The sequence below is a fragment of the Desulfosarcina variabilis str. Montpellier genome (genome assembly GCF_048565275.1).
Taxonomy (GTDB): Bacteria; Desulfobacterota; Desulfobacteria; order Desulfobacterales; family Desulfosarcinaceae; genus Desulfosarcina; species Desulfosarcina variabilis.
Map to the genome: position 1 here is coordinate 3,103,611 of NZ_CP159846.1, position 26,546 is coordinate 3,130,156.

The window sequence follows — 26,546 nt, forward strand, 5'->3', positions numbered from 1 at the left end:
AAGGTGGAAGGTGGAAGGGCGGAGTGGTTGCGTTGGTGGGCGTTACCTGATAAACGACCGTAAACCGTAAACCGTAAACCGTATACCTTATACCTTAAACCATGCTCCCATGTTCTCCAGCATCCGCTCCAAATTCATTGTGATTTTGCTCCTCTTCGGCGGTCTGCCCATGCTGATCGTCGGTTATCTGGCCTATGAAAGCGCGTCGCGGGCGCTGTTATCCCAGACCAAGGAGCAATTGGGCAATGTGGTTGAAAAAACCGCCCAGCAGCTCGATATCTTTTTCCAGACCGCTAAAAAGGACATCGCCTTTCTTTCCGACTCCCCCTTTCTGCAGCTTTCCTTTTTGCAGCATGAATTCGGTCAACGATTGACCGATGTTGAGCGCCTGTTGAGTGAATATCTGAAGACGCATCAGTATATTCAGCGTATCTATCTGGTCGATCTTTTGGGGAAGTCGATTTTGACCGTGGATGAAACGACAATTGACAGTCGTCAGATGAATTTCTGGACGCTCGACTGGTTTTCGGCCACATTGGCCGATGGTGCCGCGCTGTTCGATCCCATGCAGGCGGTGGACGCCGCCCCAAAAATCGTTCTGGCCAGAAGGGTGCATGATTTCAAACAGCGCCAACAACCCATCGGTGTGCTGGTATTCGTGATTAAATCCGAAGCCTTTATCGATTATGTCCGGTCACTCACCATCGGTGAGAATGGTTATGCATTTCTGCAAAACCATGCGGGATACCTGATTTATCATCCCGAGAAAACCCGAATTTTAAAAGATCGATTAATGGAAAACAGCGATGTCCGTTTGCAGGCGCATGTGGCAAGAATGCGGCAGGGCCAGGCGGGGTTTGGCGATTACCGCTTTATGGGACTGGAAAAATTCCTCGTTTACGCACCTTGCCGGGAACTCGACTGGAGTGTGGCCATCAGCCTGAACGCATCCGAACTGCTGTCCGATATCCTGAGGCTCAGACAGCGGGTGATGACCCTCGTCGTCATTGTTCTGGCGCTCATCAACCCTGTGGCCTATTTTTTCATCCGCGGCGTCACTCGGCCCATCAGCCGACTGATCGAAGGGGCCGCCGCATTGGGACAGGGGGATCTGGAACATAAAATTAGAGTTGAAACGAGTGAAGAGCTGGGCGCCCTGGCAAACGAATTCAACAGCATGGCCGAGGCGATCAAGTCCGGTCGGGATGAGTTGATTGCGCTCAAGACGTTCAATGAGAATATTTTGAGAAGTGTGTCCAGCGGTATCCTGACCGTTGATGGCCAGAATCACCCCACATCCTTCAATGCCAGTGCGGCCAGCATCCTGAATTTAGAGCCCCGGGGAAATGGTGGTTGCGCCCCGCTGGACAACGACGAAGGATTCTCCAAGGTGTTGGGGTTGTTGAAAACAACCCTTAAGGGAGGTAAAAAAAGGCTTCATCACCAGGTGATGCTGGATGCAGGCGATGGCGGAACCAAATATCTGGAGGTACATACAACCCTGCTCAGGGACTCTGAAAACCGAACCTTGGGCGCCATTGCCGATATCCGCGACATCACCCACCGTAAACGCATGGAAACGCGAATGGTCAGGATTGACAAATTGGCCTCGCTGGGCGAATTGTCGGCCGGTATGGCCCATGAGATCCGCAATCCCCTGGCGGGCATCAAAACCAGTGTGCAGGTGCTGGCAAACCGGAACCAGGGCGATCGTGAAATGATTTTAATCTCTGGTATCCTGGATGAAATCAATCGGCTCGATAAAATTGTGACCAAGTTGTTGCGGTTTTCGCGCCCATCACCGCCGGTGTTCAAACCCGAGGACCTGTTGCCCATACTGGAAAAAGCCCTTGATTTGACAATCGAAAAATTGCGCACCAATGGCATCGCACCAACCTACGGGTGGGTGGGCCGTCCTTGCCCGGTTATGGTTGATCGGGAGCAAATTCAGCAGGTATTTTTAAACCTGTTGCTCAATGCCATTAAATCCATGCCTCAGGGCGGTCAGTTGGAAATTGCCATGCAGCGGATGGACGATATTGATGGGATGGGTGTTGGGGTGCTGGCCATGGGCATGGATGATGTCCATGCGTATGAAAGCTATGTCCGTGTGCGGTTTCGGGATACGGGCTGCGGAATCGATGAGAACAAACTGGCCAAGGTGTTCGATCCGTTTTTTACCACGGACCCGGCCGGTACCGGCTTGGGGCTGTCCATCGCCCATAAACTGATTGAGGAAAACAACGGGGTGATCTACATCGAAAGCATCCCCGGCCGGGGAACCGATGTGATCGTCCTGTTACCGACTGTTGAATCGTAAATATTTATGTAGTGCGCTTCCAGAAATGGTGCATCTCGCCCGAGTCCAAGGCGGGCAACAAATTCAAACCGGAGGAATATTTGCTAATATTTTGAGGATTTGAATTTGTTGCCTAACGCCGGAATCGGGTGAGAGGTGCCGTTTCTGGATGGGCACCAGGTAGGATATATGCCCCATCCACGCATACTGATAGTAGATGACGAAACCGTACTCGCCCGGTCGCTGACCATTGATCTGGAGGATGATGGTTTCTCAGTCGACACGGCCGCCAGCGGTGAGGCGGCGCTGGAGTTGATTCAGGTTTCGCGGCCTGACCTGATTCTTCTGGATTTAAGGCTCCCGGGCATGAGCGGCATCGATGTGCTGGAAAAAATACGTACCTTTGATGACCACCCGGCCGTGATCATCATGACCGCCTACGGCGATACCCAGACCACTGTTGAGGCGGTCAAGCGCGGAGCGGATAATTTTATCAATAAGCCCTTTGAACTACATGAATTGAAACAGTTGATCCAGAAGGCACTCAACGCTCAGAAGGAGAAACGTGAGTTTGAATACCTGAAGTACCAGCAGCGACGCTCCCGCCGGTTTGCCAATCTGGTGGGAGAGAGTGAAAGCATGCAATCGGTTTTCGAGAAAATTGAGCTGCTGGCCGGGACGGACGACTGCAACGTGCTGATCCTGGGAGAGAGTGGGACCGGCAAGGATCTGGTGGCCAGTGCCATCCATTACAAGAGCCGGCGCAGTAAATACCCGTTCGTGGAGATCAATTGCACGGCTTTTCCAGAATCACTATTGGAAAGCGAACTGTTCGGCTATGAAAAAGGGGCTTTCACCGATGCCAAGGCCAGGAAAGTTGGGCTTCTGGAACTGGGCGAGGGCGGAACGATCTTTTTGGACGAGATCGGTGAGATGGCTATGCCTTCGCAGGCCAAGCTGCTCATGTTTCTGGAAAAGAAAAAATTCAAGCGCCTGGGCAGCGGCAAGGACCTGGAGGTGGATGCGCGCATCATCGCTGCCACCAACCGGGATCTTGAAAAAGCCATGCGTGACCACCGCTTCCGCCAGGATCTATACTACCGCCTCAACGTAGCTTCGCTGCATCTGCCGCCCCTGCGCCAGCGCAAGTCGGACATCCCGCTGCTGGTGGATTATTTCTTAGGATCGTTCTGCGAGGAAATGGGCAAGGAAATCATAGTGCCATCCAAAGCCGTCATGGACCTTTTTCTCTCCCATCCCTGGTATGGCAATGTCCGTGAACTGCGCAATGTCATTGAACGCGCCGTGATTTTTGCCCGTGGCAATGTCATCGAGATTGAGCATCTACCCCAGGAGATGCGTGGCAGCCAGGTTACAGGCATCCGGGATTTTTTCAAGGCGACTGAGACCGTTGACAATCTGCCCATCGATCAGATACTGGGCGCAGTAGAGAAAGAGTTGCTCGAAAATGCGCTAAAGGAATCCGGCGGCAACAAAACCCTGGCCGCTGAACGATTGGGCATCAGTCGTTTTGCCTTTAAGCGGCGGCTGGACCGGCTGAAGTTGGATTATTGATTGGTTCATCAGTGTTAAGGGCTCGCGCAAAAATAACTTCACATTTTCAGCGCCCATCCATCCCGCTCAGCGGCGTTGCGAAAACACGGAATATGCCTGATATTCCTTTGTCTTCGCGCCATGCTGAGCGGGCGCCTGAACACTGACAATTTGTGAATTTATTTTTGCGCGAACCCTAAGGGAAAAATTTCATGGCATGGGTTGAGAAAATAGTCGGATGGGTAATGATTGGGGCAGTGGTGATGGCTGGCCCGGCGGCTTTGCCTGTCGCGTCCGCCCAATCGAGCCGGACCCGAACCCTGGCCATGATTACCTGGCGGGGCCAGACCGAGGCTGAAAGGGGATTTTTGGATGGCCTTGACCGCAAGATCCACGCCGTGTCCATTGAAACGTATCACGCCGCCCAATCCGTAGAAAATCTCTATCAGATCATCAGGCGTATTCAACAAAAACCCGTCGACCTGATTTATGTGTTCGGTACTACGGCGACCCAAATCGTTTTGGCCCAAGTGAAAACCACACCCGTGGTTTTCAATGTGGTCAGCTTGCCGGTCGCCACCGGTATCATTGATTCCTGGAAAAAATCAGGGCGCAATGCGGTTGGGGTGAGCAATCAGGTGCCTGTTCACCAGCAGTTGAAAGCCTTTATCAATACCTGTGCGTTCAAGCGCCTGGGGATCATATTCAACCCGCTTGAGCAAAACTCCCTGGCGTTGAAGGGGCAGGTCGAACGTCTCAGCGATACGTTTGGTTTCAGTGTGCACGGCTTCCCCATCGCCCGAAAGACCGACATCCAGAGAAAATTAAACGGCCTGCGGGGCAGGGTGGATGCGGTTTATATTCCGGCCGACTCACTGATCAAATCATTGGGCTGCGAGATTGGCACCCAGCTCAAGACCCAGAATATTCCCAGCATGAGTGCCGTGGAAAGCATGGTGCCCGACGATGGTATCCTGCTGGGCCTGGTGCCCAGTTACTACGAACTGGGCCTGGCTGCCGCGCAGAAAGCCAACCGCGTATTGGCCGGTGAACCGCCCGGCAACATCCCTTCGGCCACCCTTGACCACTTTCAATTTTGGGTCAACATGCGTACCGCCGAAACCATCGGCATCCAAATTCCCTTGTCAACGCTGATTATGGCCGATCGGATCGTTCGTTGATACCAATTGAAACCATGGATTTTCATCGGGCCGCTACCGCAGACTGTCCAGAAAACAGCCACCACTTCCGGAGTCGCTGGAGCTGGAATCGTCGCTGGAGTCAGACTCATCACTGGCGTCGGAATCATCGCTGGCGTCGGAATCATCGCTGGCGTCGGAATCATCACTGGCGTCGGAATCATCACTGGAATCCGAATCATCGCTGACGTCTGAATCGCCTGCGGAGCCATCATCCCATCCACCCAGAACCGCCCACAGCCACCAAGCTGCATAGGCTTTCCGGTTGGCATTGAGGGGCTGACTGTGGGCGGAACCGCAACTGTACCAGTCAACATCCTCGGTATGGCTGTTCTGCCATTCGGTGGCCCAGTTTCCCAAAAGGGTGCCGCCCGGACCATCATAATAACCGCAATCGTCGTTAACGTACTCAAAGTAGGTGCCGTCCGGGTCATAGTGCTCGATGTCGGCAAAATCGTATAGTACCTTGTCGTTGGCATTGCAATAATCGCGAATCATTTGATTGGCGGCTTTGTTGTCGGCATCGTCCCAGATATCCACATGGCCGGTCATATACACGAAGGTCACGTCCGGATAGTCGGCTTCCAGTTGGGCCATGGGCGTCAGATATTCGCTTTCCAGGGTCCCGGCAGCATATTTGTCATCCACCTGCCCGCACCAGGACCAGATAATGACATTCACATCTGAATTGGCGCCCAGATAGGACCGGGTGTTGTCGACCCACTGGGGATAGTAGCCCACATCGCCGCCCATGGCGTAATCGTGAAGATCCAGCGCTCCGCCGCTACCGCCGTTGTTCCACGCAAAAATATCCGTTGGCAGCGTCAATTCCAGGCCGCCGCCGTTGGCGAAGGCCACCAGGCCGGTCATGCCTGTCGTCAATTGACTGCCGTGAGAGGTATGGCCATAGGCGATGTGTAAATTGGCCTTGGCTGCCTCGATGGCTGTCTGAGGAAGCCGGGTGATGTTGGTGTGGCGGTGATCGACAATTACCGGATCAGCCTGGACATTTAATGCCAGTATCAGATGGCAGCAGAAAGCCACCGCAACCATCACTGGACGTAAATAGGCAAATTGATTCATTATAAGCGACTCCTTAAATCTCTACATTTTTTCAGGATTGCGGTGCTATACGCGTCTTTATACAGATCGATGGATACAATTGTCAAATACGGATAGAATGGAAAGGGAACCGCCGTCCAGCGGGACAACGCTTTCACAGCAATTGTAATCTTGGAGGTGTTCGACATAGCATAATTACAATTGCTGACGCTTTGACTGACACTTTCTTTATGCCTTATTAGATGCTAAGACAATTCGAGAAAGGGGAGCATCCATTGGCGGGTAAAACGACGATTATCAAACAATCCGGGGACCGAAAAGTGATCATTGCTGATTCAGTCACCGCGGCTACTGATAAAGACAGCGGTGATGTGCTGGTTTGCGGGTCCCATTGTGGCACCAATGTCGGCCAAATCGCCGCTGCCAACAAAATCGGAGCATTGATCGGAAATGATGCCGGCATGGGCAAAAATAACGCCGGCATTGCGGGCCTTGCCGTATGTGACGAACACGGCATCCCCGCCGCTGCCGTTGCCTCCATGTCGGCTGTGATCGGTTCCGGGGTGAGCACTTACGAAGAGGGCAACGTGTCTGCGGTTAATATCTTAGCCGCCAGACTGGGCGTTTCAGAAGGTATGTCCGCTAAGCACGCAGCAAACATGTTTCTGGAAATGCTTGCAAAAAAACGATCCCGAAAGTGCTGATCAGCGCTGGCCTGTGAATGGTTGGCGCTATCCAAAAAATTAAAAAGCGTTCAATTTTTAGCAATTGCTAACATTCCGTCATCTCACTTGGTGTTTGAGATATTGATTCGTGGCTGTTATGCGAAGTTCTCAATCAGTGGTTTGTCCACCACTGAGTCAATTCCGCACGGAACCACCGTGCGGTTTCCGCACGCTATGAGCGCCCGGCATTTCTTAAACATTTCCCGCCTGAAGTTAACAACAAGAAATAACAGTTAATCCTTTTCGAACCGCTTCTAACTGTCCACTGGCACGACAATTGATAACACGTTACCAATATATGCCTGTGGTTACATTTCTCGGGCGCCTTGAGCTCGACCCAATTTGCCTATTTTTTGGATAGGCCCTAATTCGTAGCGTTGTGGAGGAAACCGTTTTGAGCAAAGAGGAAAGCAAACTGTTAAGTTTAAGGGAGGCGGTTGCGCGATACGTTTTTGATGGTGCGCATATCTCCATCGGAGGATTCACCCTTAACCGCAATCCCATGGCGGCCGTTTACGAGATCATCCGCCAGGGGCGAAAAAAACTGCACATGTATGCCCATTCCAACGGCCAGGGGGTCGACGAATTGGTGGGCGCCGGTTGCGTCGATCGTCTAGAAATCGCCTATGGCGGTACCGGTCGGTTTGCGCCCACCTGTATTCGGTTTCGTAAGGCGGTCCAGGAAGGGACGCTTCAGGTGGAGGATTATTCCAATTATCAAATGACCCTGCGGTTCATGGCCGGCGCCATGGGCGTGCCGTTTCTGCCCTGCCGGTCGGGGCTGGGATCGGACATCATCAACCGGTGGGGATTTTCCGAAAACCTGCGCAAATCCGATGTGCGTCTTCCGGATGAGAAAATAGTTGTCATGGACAATCCCTTTGGCGGGTGGGGGGAGGCCAACCGGGTGGTGCTTGTTCCGGCCATCACCACGGACGTCACCATTATTCATGTGCAAAAGGCCGATGCGCTGGGAAACGCTCGCATTGCTGGGCTTTCCTTTGCCGATGTGGAACAGGCCAAGTCCGCCGAGCACCTGATCGTCACCTGTGAAGAACTGGTGAGCACGGACGAGATCAAGGCCGATCCAGACCGTAATGTCATTCCCTTTTTCTGTGTCGATGCCGTCGTGCCCATTCCCCACGGCGCTTATCCCACAGCCTGTTTAGGGTATTACGATTATGATCCGGTGTATTTAAATCAATTCGCCGAATATGCCCGTAGTGATTCCGGGTTCAGCGAATATTTAGACGCCTATGTTTTAGGGGTCGACGATCACGCGCAGCTATTGGAAAAGGTCGGCAGTCAGAGCCTTAAAAGCATCAAGGCGGATCCTGAAACCGGATACGCCAAAAACTTGGATCGACGTTGATCAGGAGAAGGGCATGCAAGACTACACCTTGAAAGAGATGATGGCCGTGGTGGCGGCCAGGGAAATTCAAAACGGGGACATCATTTTTTGCGGCACCGGCATTTCCATGCTGGCCGCCATGGCCGCCAAAAACATCAGCGCACCGGACTGCGTGATTTTCTTTGAAACCGGTGCCATCGACAGCCTGCTGGAAGAAGTCCCCCTGGCCGTGGGCGACTCGCGGGTCATGTACCATACGGCCGTCAACGGCGGTCTGGCCGATGCATTCGGAACCATGCAGAATCGGTTTACCGGCAAACGCGTGGTGGGTATTTTAGGGGCGGCCCAGATCGATTGTTATGGCAATCTCAATTCCACCTGCCTCGGGGGTTACGATAAGCCGGCCGTTCGTTTTTCAGGCAGTGGCGGGGCCAATGATGTCGCCTCGTTCGTCAGCCGCACGATCATTTTCATGAAGCATGAGAAGAGAAAATTTGTCAAACAGCTGGATTATTTGACCAGCCCGGGATGGCTGGATGGTCCCGATGGACGTCAAGAGGCCGGATTGACCGGTGGCGGCCCCTCGGCGGTGATCACCGACATGGCTGTGATGCGCTTTGATCCAGATACGCGGCAAATGTTTTTGGCCGAGTGCTACCCGGGAATCAGTGCGGATGATGTTCAGGAAAACATGGGCTTTCGGGTGGATTGTTCACGGGCAGCCGAGACACAGCCGCCTTCCGCCCGGGAGCTTCATATTCTCAGGAATCGGTGTGATCCGCAACGGCTAATCTTAGGATGAAGAAGAAAATTTACTAACTGCAAAGGAGAGAACATGAACACTCGGACATTGATCTTGATCGTTTGTATCTTAGCAGTGGCTACCCTGATCGGCGCGGGTAGCGGTCAGGCGGCATCGTACAAGTACATGACGATTCTCACCGGTGGCACCGGCGGGGTGTATTATCCGCTGGGTGGCGGGATTGCCGATGTGTTGACCAAGAAAGGCATATCCAATGTCTCGGCCGAATCCACCGGCGGATCGGTGGAGAACTGTAACCTGGTGGGACGGGGACGGGCCGAAATGGGATTTGCCATGGCCGGGGTCTGTTACGATGCCTTCATCGGCCAAGGAAAGTTCAAGGAACGGGGCAAACTGCCCATCGTAGCCATGATGGCCGCCTATCCATCGCCCATGCACATCCTGGTGCTGGATAAGTCAAACGTCCGCAGCATCGCCGATCTCAAAGGAACCAAGATCTCCCTTGGCGCCTTTGGCAGCGGTACGGAAAACATGGCCAAAAACATGCTCGAGCAACTGGGCATCACCTATGAAGACATCAAACCGGCATTTCTCTCTTTTTCCGAAACTGCCATGGGCCTGCGCGACGGCGTGGTAGAGGCCGGCTTCATGGCCGTGGCCATTCCTGCGTCGGCGGTTCTCGATCTGGGCTCCACCCGCAAGGTTCGTTTTATCCCTCTATCTAACGAAGAAATCAAGCAGACGCTCTCTGCCTATCCATACTACTCGTCGGTGACCGTGACCGCCAAAAGCTATGGTGGAATCGGCGGCATCACTGAGGATACCCCGGCCGTAGGTGTCCAGAACGTTTTGGTGTGCCGAAAGGACCTGCCCGAAGATCTCGTGTACAATATGGTCAAAACCATTTTTGAAAGCCAGAAAAAACTTCTCGAGGTCCATCAGGTGGCCAACCAGATTACCCTGGAAAATGCCATCAAGACGCCTATCGATCTTCATCCGGGGGCAATCAAGTACTTCCGCGAGAAAGGTGTCCTGTAACTTCGGCCGGATTGATACGACCGGCGGATTGACAAATGGGCGTACCGTCCGATTTGTTAAAACTCGATGTTCAAGTTTTTGTTAATTTGCCCAACTTGCGGCGTTGGAAAAAAAATTTGATCCTCGAAATACTGGAGTATGCCTGTGGTCAAAATTTTTTTCCGCCTTGAATTTGAACAAATTTCCTAAAAACTTGAAGATCGAGTAAAAGATTAAGATGGAGAGAAAGCGTATGGAAGAGAAAGAACCGAAGGCACTGGATTTGAAGGCGGTTATCGCGCTTCAGGAAAAGCGGGTGCTCCCGTTATTTGCCAGTCGGATCGATTATGGGGTGGTCATTGCCGTGGCGCTGCTCTTGGCGGCCTTTCAGATTTGGACTGCCGGATTTGGTGTGCTCTTTGCCCTCAAACAGCGCATCATTCACATATCCCTTTTAGGGGCCCTGACCTTTTACCTGCGCGGGCTTGGCAGCCGGTTCGATACGGATGCCGATGGACTCAAAAAAGTGTTCGCGTGGGACCGGGGCTTTGCCGTTTTAATGCTGGCGTCAATGGTCTACCTGTTATGGAACTACGATGCCATTCAAAGCCGTGCCGGATTTCCTGAGCCCTGGGATATTGCATTCGGGGTAATCATGATCGTCATGCTTCTGGAGATGACCCGTCGCGTGGTCGGTCTGGCCCTGCCCATCATTGCCATTTGTTTTCTGTTATATGCTTTTCTGGGGCCTTATATGCCAACCCTCATCGGGCACCGCGGCTACGATATCGAACGCATCGTGGCCCAGATGTATCTGACCACCGAAGGTATTTTCGGTGTGCCGGCCGGTGTCTCGGCCACCTTTATTTACATGTTCATCTTGTATGGGGCCTTTTTGGAAAAAAGTGGCGGCGGCATTTTCTTTATCAAACTGGCCTATGCCCTGACCGGCCGCATGCTGGGGGGGCCGGCTAAAGCATCGGTGATGGCCAGCGGGCTCATGGGCTCCATCTCCGGCAGTGCCGTGGCCAACACGGTCACCACCGGGGCGTTTACCATTCCGCTCATGAAAAGCGTTGGGTTTCGGCCCCATTTTGCAGCCGCTGTCGAGTCCTCGGCTTCTTCCGGGGGACAGCTCATGCCGCCCATCATGGGTGCGGCGGCATTTATCATGGCGGTCTTCACCAATATCCCTTACAAATTCATTATGGTATCGGCTGCCGTGCCCGCCGCGCTATATTATTTCGCCATTTTTATCTCCATCCATTTCCGCGCCAAGCGCATGGGGCTGAAACCCGGTAATGCAGAGGATTTGCCCAGGGCCAAAGAACTTCTAAAAGAAGATTGGCAACATCTCTTCTCATTGGTGGTATTGGTGGTATTGCTGCTGATGGACATCACCCCCTTAAGGGCCGCATTCTGGGGCACGCTGACCATCATCATTTCCTGCGGGCTGCGCAAATCCACGCGCATGAGCATGAGATCCATCTATGAAGCCCTGCTTCTGGCCAGCCGCAATACAGCCACCGTGGGTGCCGCCTGTGCCTGTGCCGGTATCGTGGTGGGCGTGGTGACCCTGACCGGCATCGGGCTCAAGTTCGCCACCCTGATCGAGGTCATGGCCGGCGGCAACATCATCATCGCACTGATGATGACCATGGTGGCCTCCCTGATTCTGGGCATGGGGCTGCCCACATCGGCCTGTTATATTGTTCTGGCCGTATTGGCGGCGCCGGTATTGACCAACCTGGGATTCCCGGTTCTGGCCTCGCACCTGTTCATCTTTTATTTCGGAATCATCTCCGCCATCACGCCGCCGGTCGCCCTGGCGGCCTATGCGGGCTCGGGAATCGCCGGCTCGAATCCGTTCAAGACCGCGCTGACGGCGTTATCGCTGGATCTGTCGGCCTTTTTTATTCCCTATTGGTTCATCTTCAACCCGGAACTGCTGTTGAACAAAGGGGCGCTCGCCAACATCAGCGTGATTTTCGTTGCCGCCGTCGGTGTTGTTTCCCTTTCAGCCATGACCCAGGGCTTTTTGCTCAGGAAACTGACCCCGATCGAACGGGTCGTTGCCGTGCTGATCACCTTTGCCCTTTTGATCGTTGATTTTAAATGGCGCGTGGTGGGATTGGCTGTGTTTGCAGGAATGATCATTTATCAAAAGATGACAATCAACAAGTCCCCTGCAGAACCGGCAGGCAGTTTCGCATCGGCGAGGGATTGATTTTTTTGCAGCGCCAGGATTAAGTATTCAAATAAAACGGAACCAACCTTGTTGTGGGTTGGTTCCGTTTCGTTTATATGCAAGGTATGGCATCATTTAATAAAACATGAAATGACCTGGCATTAACAATGAACCTGAAAAAATACCGCCGCTGGAGTATCTATCTGATTTCCTGCCTGCTTTTTGTATTTTCGCAGTTTTACCGATCTTCCATTGCCGTGATCACGCCAAACTTGATCGAAGAGCTTCACTTTGATCCCGAAGAATTGGGGCTCATCTCGGCCGCATTTTTTTATGCCTTTGCCGCGATGCAAATCCCTGTGGGATTGTATCTGGACCGCGTGGGGGCTCGTTTTTTTATGACCGCGCTTTCCTTGCTGGCCGTTGTTGGTGCCATTGTATTTGCTTATGGACAATCCAGTGCCGTCTTGATCACCGGCCGTGTCCTTCTTGGCATTGGTATGGCCTGTAATCTGATGGGGCCGTTGAAGTTGGTCACCGCATGGTTTTCTCCGGCATATTTTGCAACGCTTTCCGCTCTTTTTGTTTCTGTGGGAACCGCAGGAAACATCATGGCCGCGACACCATTGGTGTGGCTTACCAGTCTGGTCGGATGGCGAACGACGTTTGTGCTCTTTGCCTTGAGTAATTTTTTGATCGCCATCCTGTTTTTTCTGATTGCAAGAGACAGCCCTGATGATGCCGCCAGCATTCATCCCACGGCAAAGGAAAACATGCGTTCGTCGTCGGAGGGGAACGGATTGAAACCGTTATTTTTCCGAAGGGACTATTGGTTGATATCATTGGGGACTTTTTTTCGCTACGGCATCTATGCATCGGTCCAGGCGCTTTGGGCCGGTCCATTTCTGATTGTTGCCATGGGATTTTCTCAACTGATGACCGGCAACCTTTTATTTGTCATGAGTATCGGCCTTATTATCGGCAGCCCGGTTTGTGGGTGGATATCCGACAGGGTACTTTTTTCCAGAAAACAGGTCATTATTCCCGGGCTGGTCATCATGGCGGGGATCCTGATTATCCTGTCGCTGTTGCCCACAGGGGCTTGGATGCCGATTCTGTTTGCCCTGTTTCTGGGATTCGGATTTTTCAGCGGTTCCGGGCAAATCATGTACGCCCACATCAAAGAACGGATGCCCCTTAAAAACGCAGGGGCCGCAATGACGGGGATCAATTTTTTTACCATGATGGGGGGCGCATTTTTCCTGCATGCAGTGGGCTGGGCGATTAAGGAATTCTATCCGGGAGGATCGCCCGCGCCGGAAGTTCTCAGATTGGTCTTTGCATTTTTCGGTGGAAGCCTTATCTTGACAGCCTTGATCTATCTGCTCACCGTCGATATAAAAAGATCGTAATGAACCTTTTTTTGCGTCGCCACCCGCCCCGAAGCCCCCGCTACTGGATTGGCGGTTCAAAATTGTTTTGATCGGGAAATTTGTAATAAACCGTGCAAAATGGTATTTAAAGAAAAAATAATGTTTATCGATTCGATGATGGCGCAAATTAAAGGTCGTTTTACCTGGCTTTTTCTTGACAATGGCCGAAAGAGCTTTTAAATGGGGCACCATTTTGCGTTGGCCAAGAGCCTGTTTTGGAAGTCTGGATCAGGCCCGATAACAAGGCGGAAAGTGGCTCAAAAGCGGCGCATATATGGTATATGTGAGCATTTTGAGACACTTCCCAACGCCGTTAGCGGGCCTTAGACGGATTTACCAAACAGGCTCTAAGGGGGGTGGACCCTTGCCGACATCAATGGTCAAATAATACAGGTACGACGTTACTACCACCGTTAGGGAGCATGCATGGCAAAGGCAAAACCAAAGTTGAAGGAGCACCGGATCAACCGGGAGTGGTGCAAGGGTTGCGGGATCTGTGTGGCCTTTTGTCCCAAACAGGTGCTGGAGATGGACCGGGAGGACAAGGCCGTGGCGGCAAGGTTAGGGGATTGCATCGCCTGCCGGTTGTGCGAACTGCGCTGTCCGGATCTGGCTATTACCGTCGAGGTGGAAGAGGGTGATCGGTGATCAGTGATCAGAGGTCAGTGATCAGAGGTCAGAGGTCAGCGGTCAGCGGTCAGAGGTCTCACCATTTTTCCGTAGGGGCGAAAAATCTTTCGCCCTTATCCCGAATACGCAACATGATTAGGCATTCAAAGGCAATTTTATGACCAGACAAATCAAATTCGTCCAGGGCAACGAGGCCTGCGTGGAAGGGGCCCTTTACGCGGGACTGGATTTTTTCGCCGGTTATCCGATTACGCCCTCAACTGAAATCGCCGAGCATTTGAGTGTGCGGTTGCCGCAGCGAGGCGGAAAGTTCATCCAGATGGAAGACGAAATCGCCTCCATGTGCGCCATTATCGGCGCCAGTTTGACGGGGCATAAAGTGCTCACGGCCACATCGGGTCCGGGGTTTTCCCTCAAGCAGGAGGCTCTGGGTTACGCGGTGATGGCCGAGATTCCCTGCGTGATCGTTAACGTGCAGCGCGGCGGTCCGTCCACCGGTGTGCCCACGCATGTCAGCCAGGGAGACGTGATGCAGGCGCGTTGGGGCACCCACGGGGACCACAGCATCGTATGTCTGACGGCCTCCAACCACCAGGACGTGTTTGCCATGACCGTGGAGGCCTTCAACATCGCCGAGACCTACCGTACGCCGGTGATCCTGCTCTTTGACGAGGTGGTGGGGCACATGCGCGAGCGCCTGGAGATCCCCGAGGAGGGAGAAATTCCGTTGGTGAAGCGGCTGCGCACGGCGGTGCGCGCGGGGGTGGACTATCATCCCTATCTGCCCCGTGAGGACGGGCGCCTGCCCATGAGCGACTTCGGGGACGTGCATCGCTTCAATGTGACCGGCCTGGTGCATGACATGTGGGGCTTTCCCTCGGACAACCCCAAGATCGTGCACGGCCTGCTGCGCCACATCGTGGACAAGATCGAGAATAACGCCGGTGCCATGGCGCGCTTCAAGACCTATTATCTTGAAGACGCGGAGACGGTGCTGGTCAGCTATGGCTCATCGGCGCGCTCGGCCCTGCATATCGTGGAGAGCCTGCGACCCCGGGGCGAGCGTATCGGCCTGTTGGAGTTGCAGACCCTGTGGCCCTTTCCGTCCGATGTGGTGCGCGATTACTGCAACGATGCCCACTACACGGTAGTGGTGGAGATGAACATGGGCCAGGTGTGCGAGATGGTTAAACATTCGGTACGCCATCCGGAGCGGGTGTTTCTGGCCAACCGCATCGACGGGGTGTTTATCTCGCCCACGGATATCAAACAGATCTTGCGTCTGATCAAGGGAAGGGGGGTGTAAAGATGGCGGTTCAGGATTATATCCGTCAGCGGTTTTTCCCGCATATCTGGTGTCCGGGCTGTGGCCACGGCATCGTGCTCAACGGCCTGATCCGGGCCGTTGAGAGACTGGGCATGAGCCGCAACGAAATTGTCATGGTCTCGGGCATCGGCTGTTCGTCGCGTATTTCCGGATACGTGGATTTTCACACCCTGCACACCATCCACGGCCGGGCTCTGGCCTTTGCCACCGGCGTCAAGCTGAGTCAGCCCGAGTTGAACGTGATCGTGCCCATGGGCGACGGCGATGCCCTGGCCATCGGCGGCAACCACTTCATCCACGCGGCGCGGCGCAACATCGACATCACGGCCATCGTGATGAACAACCGCATCTACGGCATGACCGGGGGGCAGTACTCACCCCTGACCGGACCGGGGATGCTGGCCACCACGGCGCCCTATACCAACATCGATCAGGGTTTCGACATTGTGGAGATGGCCAAGGCCGCCGGCGCGACCTTCGTGGCCCGCACGACCACCTACCATGTGCAGCAGATGGCCGATATCATCCGTGAGGCCGTCCTACACGAAGGGTTTTCGGTGGTAGAGATCATGAGCCAGTGCCCGACCTACTTCGGCCGCAAGAACAAACAGGGCAGTGCCGTGGACATGATGAAACAGATGAAGGCGATGACCACGCCCATCGGCTCCAAGGCCAAACAGGAAAACCCGGAGCTGATCGAGCGGGGAATTTTTGTCCGATTAGACAAGCCCGAGTATTGTGAGGAGTATGACCGGGTCATTGAGCGGGCCAGGGGAGGAAAGTAATGGAGCGATGCAGAATGGTATTTTCCGGATCCGGCGGCCAGGGGGTGATCACGGCGGCGATCATCCTTGCCGAGACCGCGGTACTGCACGAGGGACTCGAGGCCGTGCAGACCCAGGCCTACGGTGCTGCGGCCCGCGGCGGCGCCACGCGCAGTGATGTGATCATCGCCGACACACCCATCAACTTCCCCAAGGTGATCCAGCCCAACGTACTGGTGTGTTTGACCCAGGAGGCCTACAGCACGTTCATGGGCATCATCCGCCCCGGGGGGCTTTTGCTCACCGACCCGCGTTATGTAACCCCGCAGCTCAAGGTCGATGCGGTTCAGCGGGAGATTCCCATGTACGAGACGGTGATGGAGAAAATCGGCAAACCCATCGTGTTCAACATCTGCATGCTGGGCACGATCATCGGCCTGACCGATCTGGTACGTTCCGAATCGATCATGAAAACCCTGGAAACACGCATCCCATCCGGGTTTTTGGAAATGAACCGGAAAGCCCTGGAGCTGGGCATCCAGCTGGGCAAAAATGCATGAATAGGTAGGGGCGAAAAATCTTTCGCCCCTACAATACTAAAACATCTTCCAAAAGGAACGCTCCAAAGCTATGCCGGCTATCTTGCCCGTTCATCCAACGCCTGCCGGAATCTACATCCACGTGCCGTTCTGTATGGCCAAATGCCCTTACTGTGACTTCTACTCAATTACCGATCTCAAACAGATTCCCGATTACCTTGACGCCCTTTTGCTTGAAATCAATCAATGCCAAGTCGTTTTACCGGCGGTCGATACCATCTACTTTGGCGGTGGCACACCGTCCACGCTGTCGCCACGGCAGATCGAACGCGTTCTTGACACCCTTTGCGATCGTTTTCCTGTTGATCCGGCTGCGGAAATTACCCTGGAAATGAATCCGGGAACGGCTGACCGGAAAAAACTCAGCGGTTATCGCGCGGCCGGCATCGGCCGCCTCAACATCGGACTCCAATCCCTGAATGATCAGACCCTGCGGTGGCTGGGCCGGATTCATGATGTGCGTCAGGGTCTGGATGCCTTCCGGTGGGCCAGGGCAGCCGGCTTTGATAACATCGGCCTTGATCTGATTTACGGGATTCCAGGCCAAACCGAAAAAAAATGGGCGGTCGAATTGTCTGCCGCCGTTGAGATTGGTGCGGAGCACCTTTCCTGCTATACCTTAACGCTTGAACCGGGCACGCCGCTGAGCATGAAAGTGGAAAAGGGGAGGGTCACGCCTTTGGACGAGGACACGACCGGCACGCTTTTCTCGTTTACCAGCGAATTTCTCAGCCACCATGGATACCGCCAGTACGAAGTCTCTAATTATGCCCGTGTTTCAGACTCAGATGCGAAGGATTATCGGTCGCGGCATAACCGCAAATACTGGACCTTCGCCCCCTATCTGGGATTCGGTCCGGCGGCCCACAGCTTCATGGACAACCGTCGCTGGTGGAACCATCGGTCGTTAGACGCCTACCTGAATGCGATTAACTCGGGCCAATCTCCCATCGCCGAAACGGAGACCTTGAGCCCTGAACAACAGATCATGGAGTACATCTATTTGGGGCTCCGTCAGACACAAGGCATTGACACGATCGATTTTGAATCCCGTTTTGAATTGAGTTTCTACCGATGGTATGAACACGAAATTTCTCTTTTATTGAATGAGGAACTGCTCGAAATCCATCATCAATATATTCGGACCACCGCCCGGGGGATGCGGTTTCTTGATCAGGTGGTTGACCGGCTGATCGGCTGATCGCTGATTTGATTGGCAACACGCCACGTTGACCCATTGATTCTACGCCCACTCAAAAGTCACACCTTATCAACATTTTCTACAAAATTTCTCCACATTCTAATGCAATTCTAACAAATCAAAGAAGCGTCGTTAATGAGGTTTTAATGGGGGAGTTCATATGAGTGGCGCCTGGCCGCTGATGGCGGCCTGGATCATTTTTTTGGGGATCGTGGTCATGATCTCCATTTTCTATACCTTCGAAGCGGACCACTTTTACGGTATTGCCGAAAGCCGTGAAATCGTCGTCAATTCGGAAATGCCCGTTGAGATCAAGCGGGTCGATGTGGTGGAAGGCCAGTTCATTGAAAAGCATCAACTCCTGGTGGAGCTGAGCAGCCCGGAGCTGGATTTGAAAATCAATGAAATTTCCCACCAACTGGAACAGCTGAAGGTGCAGAAAGGGTTGGACAAGGCGGAATTAGCCGCAAAGGTAAGGCAGCTTCGAGCGGAAAAACGGTCAAAAACAACAGAGATTGAGAACCGGATCAAACAGCTGGAAAGCCGATATCGCTTGAACAAGGCACTGACCCAGGGCCTGAAAAGCGTCGACGCCAACCTATCGACGGCGGATCAACCGATGAGTCCGATTCGGCAACAGATTGAGAATCTGCGTCTTGAACTGGCCGATGCCGTAAGGCCGTTGAACATCCAGATCGAACTGCTTGAAGCCGCCCTGAGTGCATCCGAAAGCCCCAAGAAAATTCAGGTGGAGCGTCTGGAGAAAGAACTGGAAATGCTCCGTCGGGAAAGTGAGCGGCTGAACATCTATGCCCGCATATCCGGATTGATCGGATCCATCAACTTCAAGCCGGGTGAAAAGGTGGCGCCTTTTGTGCCGATCCTCACCCTTCAGACCCAGACGCCCTCGTTTGTCAAAGGCTATCTGCTCGAAGACGTCGCTTCGCGTGTCAAAATCGGCGATAACATGATGGTGACCGCTTTGTCCGATGGCAAGCGCGCTATAAAGGGGACTCTTGTGGGCGTGGGCGCCCGGTTCGTCCCCTATCCAGTCCGATTGAGAAAACATCCGGATTCGCAGATTTGGGGCCGGGAGGTCCATGTCCGCATTTCGGATAACAATCCGTTCATTTTGGGTGAAAAGGTGGTGTTGGCATCCAATCAAGCGCGGCAACGCTGGACACAGCGATGGCTGGCCTCTATTTCCTCGCGTCTTCCCCATGAGAAGCAGGCATCCGCCACGATGGTAACCCTGCCGATACCGGGGCAACCCCCCAAACCGATCGTTCCACTGACCGTTGACGGCATCGAGGCTTCCCGCCTGGTCAAAGATCCGGACGGAGGTGGCTATCTGGTTATCAGTGACGACACGCCTGACAATCGGCCCTTGATTTTTTTAATGGATAAAAATGGTCAGATTGTCAGTGAGATTCCCATCCTTGGGCTGGATGCCATGGCAGATATGGAAGGGATCGCTGCCGGCGAAAAAGGGGCGTTGTATCTGATCTCTTCCTTGAGCGAAACCAAGGACGGAAAACGACACTGCGCCCGGCACCTGCTCGTCAAGGCGCGCAAGAATGGAGAAAACTGCATCTTGGAGCATGCGGTCGATATGGTTGACCTCTTGACCACCGCTGCGAGAAAAATTGTTGGGGACGCTCCCTGGGCAAGGATTGTCCGCAAGGGGGATCAGGCCCATGTCATGGATGTGGAAGGCATCAGCTGGGATGCAGGGAATCTTTTGTTGGCATTCAAGGCCCCCCTTGAAAACGATGCGGCCGTTGTCCTTCAAATCCGGTATATCGATCGGGTTCTTCAAACCGGTGAATTGGCGCCAGCGGCTGTATCGGTGCGATATCGGATCCGGTTGCCGGCTTCTGATGACGACGGCATGGAGCGCATATCCGATCTCTATTATTGCGGTAACCAGGTTTTTCTCACCAGTGTCCGCAGCGAAAAGGGACGAAAGGCCGGTTCGGTCTGGCAGTATGACCCGTTGACCGGAAAAGGGCATCGCTTAAGCAGTTATGACGGATTTCAACCAGAGGGCCTTACCGAGGGGCTGACACCCGATGCGTTGATTGTCGTTTTTGACCAGGGCGCATCCCGCCCATCTTTTATGACCCATGTAAAGAAACGCGTATGAAATCAAAACCAGTATTGATGATCCTGATGGGCTTTATCGTCATTTATCCGCTACTGTCGGTGTATGGAGCCGGCGACAGCGAAGGGACACTATCCACCGGATCCGTTCTGGAAACGGTGATCAACGATTCTCAGTTGAAAAGTATGGATGAACTGCGCGGCTACCTTCACTCGTTTCCACAGGGCACGCCGTATCTGGACAAGATCGAACTGCGCACCGAGACTGAGGATTTCGATGCGGACAAGCAGAAATTCTCACTTCGCTTTTACCCCAAGGGATGGGGAGAAACCGCCGGTACGAAGCGACTGCGTAAAACCCGCAATCAGTCACATGCGCTGGCCTTTGAAGAGCGATTTCACAAGGCCCTGAAGGACCGCTACGATCTGATTGTCGATTATCTGGAAATCCGGACATTGATGGATATCGAAAAGGAATTGCTGGTCAACCTGGAAGACCAGATTCGTGTTTTACAGGCATTGGGGCCGGGGGACATAAATTTTGATGTCGGTCGGCTTATCGATGCCCAGGACGATCGAACGACCTATCAGTTAAATCAGATTGAACGAGAAGACCGACTCACCGGACTTATCCGCCGCATCAGGCAGCTGACCGGTTGCGACCATCGGTTTGCGATACCAACCACGGGGCTGATTACGGTCGCCGATATCCGTGTCACGGTAACCGATCTTGTGGACTCGGCAAAGGCTTCTTCAAGCCTTAATCCCTTGCTTGCCGAACGGCCAGATGCAGGTGCGGGAAGCCGAGGCGGAATACCACCTTGAAGTAGCCAAAACCCATGATTTCATCTCTTTCTTTGATGTCCGCTACGACCTGGACGACCGGGATGAGATGGAGAAAGCCATATCCCTGGAAGTGGCGTTTCGGCTTCCGTTCATTCATCCGGATCGGGATGATATTTTAAAACGCCGTGTCGAGTATATGGAGGCGAAAAGCGACCTTCGCGAAGTGGAACAACAATGGTCGGATAAAAAAGAATCCACGCATCGCCGGCTGTCGCGGCATTTGGATCAGTACGACGTTTTAACAGCCTGCAAAAAGACTGGGGAGGCGGTGACATCGTATAGCCTGTATCGGCAGATGGATGGTGTCGATCCATTGGATATATTGAAAATCCGTCAGTCAATCCTGGAAACCGATATGCACATTCAAAAAACGCGGTTTGCCGTGCTGCGTTGCTTCGTCGATCTGCTGGATCTAAGCGGTAAGCTTAGCACCCGTCCGCTGGTGAATTACCTGTCGGCCACGAAGGAGGGAATCCTGTGAAATCCGGAAAGCCGCAGGCCACCCCCCTTTTGATGGAACGCTATGAGCTCAAATACACGATTCCACCGTCGTTGATCCGGCCCATCGCCGATTTTGTGGCTGTCTGCTGCAAAAAAGAACCGCACTCCCAGGCATCGGCAACGGGTTTTTACCGGGTGAACAATATCTATATGGATACGCCGGGATATCTATTTCTGCGTATGCGGCGGGAAGGGGCTGAAAAACGGTTTAATATGCGCATCCGGTCCTACGGCGACACCCCTGGGCTGCCTTATTTTTTGGAAATCAAACAAAAATGGAATCAGGTGATCAAGAAATACCGCGCCCGTGTGACGGATCGCAACTGGTATCGGGCGTACACCCAACCGGGATATCGGATCATGGAATCCGACACCGACGAGCAGGAGATCCGAAACCGTCAGCGGTTTGAACGGATGGTGTACACCTACAATGCACAGCCGAAAATATTCACCCAATATCGGCGACTGGCCTGGGTCAGCGAGGTGGACACTTACGCCCGGGTCACCTTCGACGTCAACCTGCGCTATATGACAATCGACGGATATCACCCTGTTCCACGGGAGCACGATCTGATCTCCTGTGACTCGGAAACCTGCTTCGATCCGGGATGCAGTGTGATTTTGGAACTGAAGTGTTATGCGGCGGCCGTTCCGTTCTGGATGATCGATCTGATTCGACACTTCCAGCTGCGGCGGCGCAGCTTTTCAAAATATCTCAACGGCGTCCAGGCGCTTTTTGGAAATGGTGGCGGGGATGGGTTAAGCCGTGTCCCTGTGTTTTAGTGCCCATCCAGAAACGGCGCCTCTCACCCGATTCCGGCGTTGGGCAACAAATTCAAATCCTCAAAATATTACCAATATTTACCCCAAGGGCACTTCCTAAAGGGGCGCCTCCGGTTTGAATTTGTTGGCCGCCTTGGACTCGGGCGAAATTCACCATTTCTGAACGGACACTATTATTACAAAATCCTCGTTTTGCTGGATAACGCATAGGCAAACAAGGTGGAGAAAAAAAGCATGCTCGATTCACTCGCCTTCAACGTGGCGGCGCCCCACACGGAATGGGTGCACGCCATCTATATTGTTCTCATGGCCTTCCTGCTTTCGACAATGGTGGGCGTGACCTATGTAAAAACGTTCCAGGGACTGTCCTTTTCCCGCAACTACGTGCAGGCCGTGATACTGGCATCGATCGTATCGGCGACGGTCATGCTGGCCATCGGCGATAGTCTGGCAAGAGGACTGGGGATGATCGGGGCCCTGGCCATTGTCCGTTTCCGGACCAACTTCAAGGATGCTAAGGATATTCTCTTCATGTTCGTGTCCCTTGCCGCCGGTATCGGATGCGGCGTGGGCGCATACAAGGCTGCGACGGTCGGCACCATGGGGTTTGTTATCACATCGGTGATCCTTCATTTTTCTCCCATCGGACAGGTACGGATGTTCGACGGTATGCTGCGGTTCAACTGTGCGAGCGATGCCGATCAGCAGTCGTTGCTGGAAAAAATTCTACGCACCCACTGCAAAACGTTTGTCCTGGTCACCCTCCGGGAAATGCAGCAGGGACAGCGGCTCGATTACGCCTATCAGGTAAAACTCAAAAAAGGACAAGACGGTCAATTGATTTGCGCGCTTTTTACAGAACTTGCCTCGGCTAGGGGCATCAGTCTGATGCTGCAGGAAGCGACTGTGGAATTGTAAATACTGTAATACTGCAACCAATCAGAGGGTTTTGATTATGAGAAAGCATCGATGGATTTTCTTCTTTGTATGCATCTGTATGTTTTTATTGCTTCTGACGGCCTGTGGAGGCGGTTCTTCAGGTGACGATAGCACGAATCCCGTGGATACTTCGGATGAAGATGCCGGCACGTCGGATGATTCCACTGATAGCGATACGGACGATGACGAAGACGCGGACACTGGCGAAGATACGGATAGTGATGAAAGCACGGACGATGACGATGACGCGGACACTGACGAAGATACGGACGATGGTGGAGGCACGGACGATGACGATGACACGGACACTGATGAAGATACGGACGATGAAGACACCGCGGTGACGGATCATGAGGATGATGACGATTATACCTGGGACGATGGCGCCGTGGTCATCGTGACCCTGAACGGAGATACGGCCGAAATCAACGGGAGCGGTGCTGCGGTGGACGGCAGTGTGGTCACCATTTCTTCCGCCGGCACTTACCAGTTCTCAGGTAATCTAAGCGACGGCATGATCAAGGTCGATACCGCGGACGAGGATACGGTCAGGTTGATCCTCAGCGGCGTTGATATCACCTGTTCATACCAGGCGCCGATCCAGGTGCTGTCGGCAGAGAAAACCGTGATCGTCCTGGCCGATGGATCGGAAAACGATGTTACCGATGGGGCCAGTTACACCTTTGATGACCCGGAGGATGATGAGCCAAATGCCGCGGTTTTCAGCAAGGATGACCTGACCCTTTACGGCAACGGCAACCTTACAGTCATGGCAAACTACAACGACGGCATTTCCAGCAAGGACGGACTGATCATCAACTGTGGGGGAACTGTTACCATCGATGCCGTGGACGATGGTATAAGGGGCAAGGATTACCTGGTGGTCAAAGATGGTAATTTGGTGATCAACGCGGATGGGGATGGGCTCAAGTCGGACAATGAAGAGGACGACGGCACAGGCTATATCAAGATTGAAGGCGGCACTGTTGACGTCACTACCGGTGCAGACGCTATTCAAGCGGCATCCGATATCTGGATCGCCGACGGCACCTTTGATCTGACGACCGGTGGAGGCAGCAGCGATACCGTCAGTGATTCAGATTCGTCGGCCAAGGGGCTCAAGGCCACGGGGTCGCTATCGATTACCAGCGGGAATTTTACCATCAGTTCCGCTGATGACTGCATTCATTCCAACGACACCATCGATATCGAGGGGGGAACGTTTCTCCTTTCCTCAGGAGACGACGGCATCCACGCCGATGTTGAAATCGGAATCGACTACGCCGATTTGGAAATCACCACGAGTTATGAAGGGATTGAAAGCGCGCTGATCACCATTAATGACGGCGAATTCATCATCGTTTCGAGCGACGACGGCCTGAACGTGGCCGGCGGAAACGACGATTCGGGCAATGGTGGTCCTGGCGGGCCGGACGACTTTATGCCGAGCGACAGTGGAGCCCTTTATATCAACGGTGGTTTTTTCGCCATCACATCGGTGGGCGACGGCATCGATGCCAATGGGTCAATCGAGATGACCGGCGGGACAGTGCTGGTGCACGGTCCCACAGAAAGTGGCAACAGCGCCATCGATTATGACAGGTCCTTCACCATCTCCGGCGGCTTGCTTGCGGCCGCCGGAAGTTCCGGCATGGCCATGGGACCCAGTAGCGATTCGGACCAGAGCTACGCTTTGCTCACATTCAGCACCCAGCAGGCGGATACCCTGATCCATGTCGAATCTGAATCTGGTGCGTCGCTGCTGACCTTTGCGCCGTCCAAGGCGTATCAATCACTGGCGTTCTCATCCCCGGACCTGACCCGCGGACAAACCTATAGCCTTTATTTCGGAGGGGCTTCAACCGGCGCACAAACCTATGGCCTGTGCACCGACGGCACTTACTCCGGCGGCAGCCAATCAGGATCGTTTACCGCCAATTGATGAGAAGACTACCGGGCGTCCACAGGCATTCACAGGGCGCCCGGTATTGCTCGCAAAGGGCCGGCAATTGTAATTTTGGACGTGTTCAGCGGGAATTCAATCGATCAAAACGGATACAAGAAACGGCATGTCAGCATTAAATCCGTTGACCCAAAACCGTAAACAGTGTCGGTAAGTCCTCTTCCCAAAGCCGCGCGCAGGTGTCCGCCGGATGCAAATTGATAATCGATCCCCCCGCTGGCCAGCAAATAGTCGATCTCCGTTTTTTTATATAATTCGCCGACAATGCACAGATTTTCCTTCAATGGGTAAATCGCACCGACACCCAAAGACAAAGAGATTTCATAATCATCCGCTGTGGAGCGCCAGTTATTGGTTTCAATGTAGTCCAAACCGACATTTGCCGCCAATACCAGCCCGAATTTAAATGGATAGCGTGCAGCGCCAAATCCGCCCAGGCTTAAATTGCCTTGTTCTATGTCTTCACTGCCCACCGGCACATTGACGTATCCTCCGGCCGAAATTTGCAACCCTGAGATTTTTGATTGGGAATGTTCCTCGGTCCCGAAATCCGCCACCAGGCAGCGAACGGAAATCAGCATGTCGGAAATGCCAGTTTCCTGTTGATCGTAATCCGGATCCCAGTGAACGAAATTGATTTCGGCATCCAGTTGAAGCATGGATAGCATGGACATCCCTGCCTGAACGCCTGAGGTAAAAGACGAGGCTCGGTTATAGTCGTAGTATCCAAGTCCTACATCCATATATGGGTTTGGATCAATAGCGCCGTCTTTATTGAAAAATTGGAAAAAATGCACATCACTGCGAATGTCTTGAGGGGTTCTCAACGGCAGCGCTGTTTCTTCTCCAGATTCGGCACTATTTTGAAAAATTGTATCTTGTTCTGTGACATCTGGTTCGATCGCATCTTGGGTATCTTGGGCAAAAACATTGCAAAGTCCGGTTGCGATTAATACACTCACTACGACGACGCACTTGGATAACATTTAATTCTCCCAACTCGTTTTTCGTTGTTCGCTATAAAACCAATAGTTCGCACAGTTTTGAGCTTTAGCAGCCACAGATGGCGTTCTAATTTAGTCTCTTTCCATACTCAGCACGATATCTCACCACCGGTGAATCCCATTCAAGCATTGCAAAAATAATTTCAATGAAATATGCATCTAATTTTCGTTTTGGATAGAAAAATAGTGGACTATATACCGGACTGTCAGGCAAAGTGCAAGCGAGTAGTGCATCAAGCAGCACTTGCAATTTTGGAGGTGTTCAGCGGGAGTTTTATCGATCGTTGGTAAAAAA

The 26,546-nt window shown here is 53.2% G+C and carries 22 protein-coding genes; 20 read left to right on the forward strand and 2 right to left on the reverse strand.

Going from position 1 to position 26,546, the window contains the following annotated elements:
* The first annotated feature begins 109 nt into the window (after nt 1–109).
* The 3 genes from Dvar_RS13800 (at nt 110) to Dvar_RS13810 (ending at nt 5,034) form a co-directional block, all read left to right on the forward strand.
* Nucleotides 110–2,320: an ATP-binding protein gene (locus Dvar_RS13800; RefSeq protein WP_419662283.1), complete on the forward strand. Its 2,211-nt coding sequence runs from the start codon at nt 110–112 to the stop codon at nt 2,318–2,320.
* A gap of 168 nt (nt 2,321–2,488) precedes the next feature.
* Nucleotides 2,489–3,874 carry a sigma-54-dependent transcriptional regulator gene (locus Dvar_RS13805; protein ID WP_419662284.1) on the forward strand — a complete coding sequence of 462 codons (1,386 nt, stop codon included), beginning with the start codon at nt 2,489–2,491 and terminating at the stop codon, nt 3,872–3,874.
* A gap of 191 nt (nt 3,875–4,065) precedes the next feature.
* Nucleotides 4,066–5,034 (forward strand): ABC transporter substrate-binding protein, encoded by a 969-nt coding sequence (locus tag Dvar_RS13810; protein WP_419662285.1) that lies wholly within the window; start codon nt 4,066–4,068, stop codon nt 5,032–5,034.
* Between the two features lie 33 nt (nt 5,035–5,067).
* Here Dvar_RS13810 and Dvar_RS13815 read toward each other — a convergent pair whose 3' ends face one another.
* Entirely contained in the window at nt 5,068–6,135 is a 1,068-nt protein-coding gene (locus Dvar_RS13815; protein WP_419662286.1) for a hypothetical protein, read from the reverse strand.
* Nucleotides 6,136–6,389: 254 nt separating this feature from the next.
* Here Dvar_RS13815 and Dvar_RS13820 point away from each other — a divergent pair, with 254 nt between their 5' ends.
* The 17 genes from Dvar_RS13820 to Dvar_RS13900 all read left to right on the forward strand — a co-directional run bounded on the left by Dvar_RS13820 (nt 6,390) and on the right by Dvar_RS13900 (nt 25,226).
* Nucleotides 6,390–6,818, forward strand: a complete 429-nt coding sequence (locus tag Dvar_RS13820) for a hypothetical protein (RefSeq protein WP_419662287.1) — start codon at nt 6,390–6,392, stop codon at nt 6,816–6,818.
* 415 nt (nt 6,819–7,233) lie between these two features.
* Entirely contained in the window at nt 7,234–8,211 is a 978-nt protein-coding gene (locus Dvar_RS13825; protein WP_419662288.1) for a CoA transferase subunit A, read from the forward strand.
* A 13-nt stretch (nt 8,212–8,224) separates the two neighbouring features.
* Entirely contained in the window at nt 8,225–8,992 is a 768-nt protein-coding gene (locus tag Dvar_RS13830) for a CoA-transferase subunit beta (RefSeq protein ID WP_419662289.1), read from the forward strand.
* A gap of 33 nt (nt 8,993–9,025) precedes the next feature.
* The gene (locus tag Dvar_RS13835) at nt 9,026–9,991 is read left to right on the forward strand and encodes a TAXI family TRAP transporter solute-binding subunit (protein WP_419662290.1); all 966 of its coding nucleotides are present in this window, start codon (nt 9,026–9,028) and stop codon (nt 9,989–9,991) included.
* A gap of 232 nt (nt 9,992–10,223) precedes the next feature.
* Nucleotides 10,224–12,197 carry a TRAP transporter permease gene (locus Dvar_RS13840; RefSeq protein ID WP_419662291.1) on the forward strand — a complete coding sequence of 658 codons (1,974 nt, stop codon included), beginning with the start codon at nt 10,224–10,226 and terminating at the stop codon, nt 12,195–12,197.
* Between the two features lie 128 nt (nt 12,198–12,325).
* Nucleotides 12,326–13,570 (forward strand): MFS transporter, encoded by a 1,245-nt coding sequence (locus Dvar_RS13845; protein WP_419662292.1) that lies wholly within the window; start codon nt 12,326–12,328, stop codon nt 13,568–13,570.
* Nucleotides 13,571–14,017: 447 nt separating this feature from the next.
* Nucleotides 14,018–14,239 (forward strand): 4Fe-4S dicluster domain-containing protein, encoded by a 222-nt coding sequence (locus Dvar_RS13850; protein ID WP_419662293.1) that lies wholly within the window; start codon nt 14,018–14,020, stop codon nt 14,237–14,239.
* Nucleotides 14,240–14,378: 139 nt separating this feature from the next.
* Complete coding sequence (locus Dvar_RS13855) at nt 14,379–15,527, forward strand: 2-oxoacid:acceptor oxidoreductase subunit alpha (protein WP_419662294.1); 1,149 nt, start codon at nt 14,379–14,381, stop codon at nt 15,525–15,527.
* A 2-nt stretch (nt 15,528–15,529) separates the two neighbouring features.
* A complete protein-coding gene (locus tag Dvar_RS13860) occupies nt 15,530–16,333 on the forward strand; it encodes a 2-oxoacid:ferredoxin oxidoreductase subunit beta (protein WP_419662295.1) in 804 nt (267 codons plus the stop codon).
* The gene (locus Dvar_RS13865) at nt 16,333–16,872 is read left to right on the forward strand and encodes a 2-oxoacid:acceptor oxidoreductase family protein (protein ID WP_419662296.1); all 540 of its coding nucleotides are present in this window, start codon (nt 16,333–16,335) and stop codon (nt 16,870–16,872) included. The genes Dvar_RS13860 and Dvar_RS13865 overlap by 1 nt, the downstream gene beginning before the upstream one ends.
* 70 nt (nt 16,873–16,942) lie before the next feature.
* Nucleotides 16,943–18,112: a radical SAM family heme chaperone HemW gene (hemW, locus tag Dvar_RS13870; RefSeq protein WP_419662297.1), complete on the forward strand. Its 1,170-nt coding sequence runs from the start codon at nt 16,943–16,945 to the stop codon at nt 18,110–18,112.
* Between the two features lie 160 nt (nt 18,113–18,272).
* Nucleotides 18,273–20,258: a hypothetical protein gene (locus Dvar_RS13875; protein WP_419662298.1), complete on the forward strand. Its 1,986-nt coding sequence runs from the start codon at nt 18,273–18,275 to the stop codon at nt 20,256–20,258.
* Entirely contained in the window at nt 20,255–21,040 is a 786-nt protein-coding gene (locus Dvar_RS13880) for a hypothetical protein (RefSeq protein ID WP_419662299.1), read from the forward strand. Before Dvar_RS13875 ends, Dvar_RS13880 begins: the two co-directional genes overlap by 4 nt.
* Nucleotides 21,003–21,542: a hypothetical protein gene (locus Dvar_RS13885; RefSeq protein WP_419662300.1), complete on the forward strand. Its 540-nt coding sequence runs from the start codon at nt 21,003–21,005 to the stop codon at nt 21,540–21,542. The genes Dvar_RS13880 and Dvar_RS13885 overlap by 38 nt, the downstream gene beginning before the upstream one ends.
* Nucleotides 21,539–22,345 carry a VTC domain-containing protein gene (locus Dvar_RS13890; RefSeq protein ID WP_419662301.1) on the forward strand — a complete coding sequence of 269 codons (807 nt, stop codon included), beginning with the start codon at nt 21,539–21,541 and terminating at the stop codon, nt 22,343–22,345. The genes Dvar_RS13885 and Dvar_RS13890 overlap by 4 nt, the downstream gene beginning before the upstream one ends.
* Before the next feature lie 234 nt (nt 22,346–22,579).
* Complete coding sequence (locus Dvar_RS13895; protein WP_419662302.1) at nt 22,580–23,263, forward strand: DUF4956 domain-containing protein; 684 nt, start codon at nt 22,580–22,582, stop codon at nt 23,261–23,263.
* Between the two features lie 37 nt (nt 23,264–23,300).
* Nucleotides 23,301–25,226: a carbohydrate-binding domain-containing protein gene (locus tag Dvar_RS13900; protein ID WP_419662303.1), complete on the forward strand. Its 1,926-nt coding sequence runs from the start codon at nt 23,301–23,303 to the stop codon at nt 25,224–25,226.
* A 104-nt stretch (nt 25,227–25,330) separates the two neighbouring features.
* On the opposite strand, the gene Dvar_RS13905 is transcribed toward Dvar_RS13900, so the two are convergent.
* A complete protein-coding gene (locus Dvar_RS13905; protein ID WP_419662304.1) occupies nt 25,331–26,233 on the reverse strand; it encodes a transporter in 903 nt (300 codons plus the stop codon).
* Nucleotides 26,234–26,546 lie beyond the last annotated feature (313 nt).

Coding starts and splice junctions, on each gene's coding strand:
- Dvar_RS13800 (WP_419662283.1), top strand. CDS start 110: ATGTTCTCCAGCATCCGCTCCAAATTCATTGTGATTTTGCTCCTCTTC.
- Dvar_RS13805 (WP_419662284.1), top strand. CDS start 2,489: ATGCCCCATCCACGCATACTGATAGTAGATGACGAAACCGTACTCGCC.
- Dvar_RS13810 (WP_419662285.1), top strand. CDS start 4,066: ATGGCATGGGTTGAGAAAATAGTCGGATGGGTAATGATTGGGGCAGTG.
- Dvar_RS13815 (WP_419662286.1), bottom strand. CDS start 6,135: ATGAATCAATTTGCCTATTTACGTCCAGTGATGGTTGCGGTGGCTTTC.
- Dvar_RS13830 (WP_419662289.1), top strand. CDS start 8,225: ATGCAAGACTACACCTTGAAAGAGATGATGGCCGTGGTGGCGGCCAGG.
- Dvar_RS13835 (WP_419662290.1), top strand. CDS start 9,026: ATGAACACTCGGACATTGATCTTGATCGTTTGTATCTTAGCAGTGGCT.
- Dvar_RS13840 (WP_419662291.1), top strand. CDS start 10,224: ATGGAAGAGAAAGAACCGAAGGCACTGGATTTGAAGGCGGTTATCGCG.
- Dvar_RS13845 (WP_419662292.1), top strand. CDS start 12,326: ATGAACCTGAAAAAATACCGCCGCTGGAGTATCTATCTGATTTCCTGC.
- Dvar_RS13850 (WP_419662293.1), top strand. CDS start 14,018: ATGGCAAAGGCAAAACCAAAGTTGAAGGAGCACCGGATCAACCGGGAG.
- Dvar_RS13855 (WP_419662294.1), top strand. CDS start 14,379: ATGACCAGACAAATCAAATTCGTCCAGGGCAACGAGGCCTGCGTGGAA.
- Dvar_RS13860 (WP_419662295.1), top strand. CDS start 15,530: ATGGCGGTTCAGGATTATATCCGTCAGCGGTTTTTCCCGCATATCTGG.
- Dvar_RS13865 (WP_419662296.1), top strand. CDS start 16,333: ATGGAGCGATGCAGAATGGTATTTTCCGGATCCGGCGGCCAGGGGGTG.
- hemW (WP_419662297.1), top strand. CDS start 16,943: ATGCCGGCTATCTTGCCCGTTCATCCAACGCCTGCCGGAATCTACATC.
- Dvar_RS13875 (WP_419662298.1), top strand. CDS start 18,273: ATGAGTGGCGCCTGGCCGCTGATGGCGGCCTGGATCATTTTTTTGGGG.
- Dvar_RS13880 (WP_419662299.1), top strand. CDS start 20,255: ATGAAATCAAAACCAGTATTGATGATCCTGATGGGCTTTATCGTCATT.
- Dvar_RS13885 (WP_419662300.1), top strand. CDS start 21,003: ATGCAGGTGCGGGAAGCCGAGGCGGAATACCACCTTGAAGTAGCCAAA.
- Dvar_RS13895 (WP_419662302.1), top strand. CDS start 22,580: ATGCTCGATTCACTCGCCTTCAACGTGGCGGCGCCCCACACGGAATGG.
- Dvar_RS13900 (WP_419662303.1), top strand. CDS start 23,301: ATGAGAAAGCATCGATGGATTTTCTTCTTTGTATGCATCTGTATGTTT.
- Dvar_RS13905 (WP_419662304.1), bottom strand. CDS start 26,233: ATGTTATCCAAGTGCGTCGTCGTAGTGAGTGTATTAATCGCAACCGGA.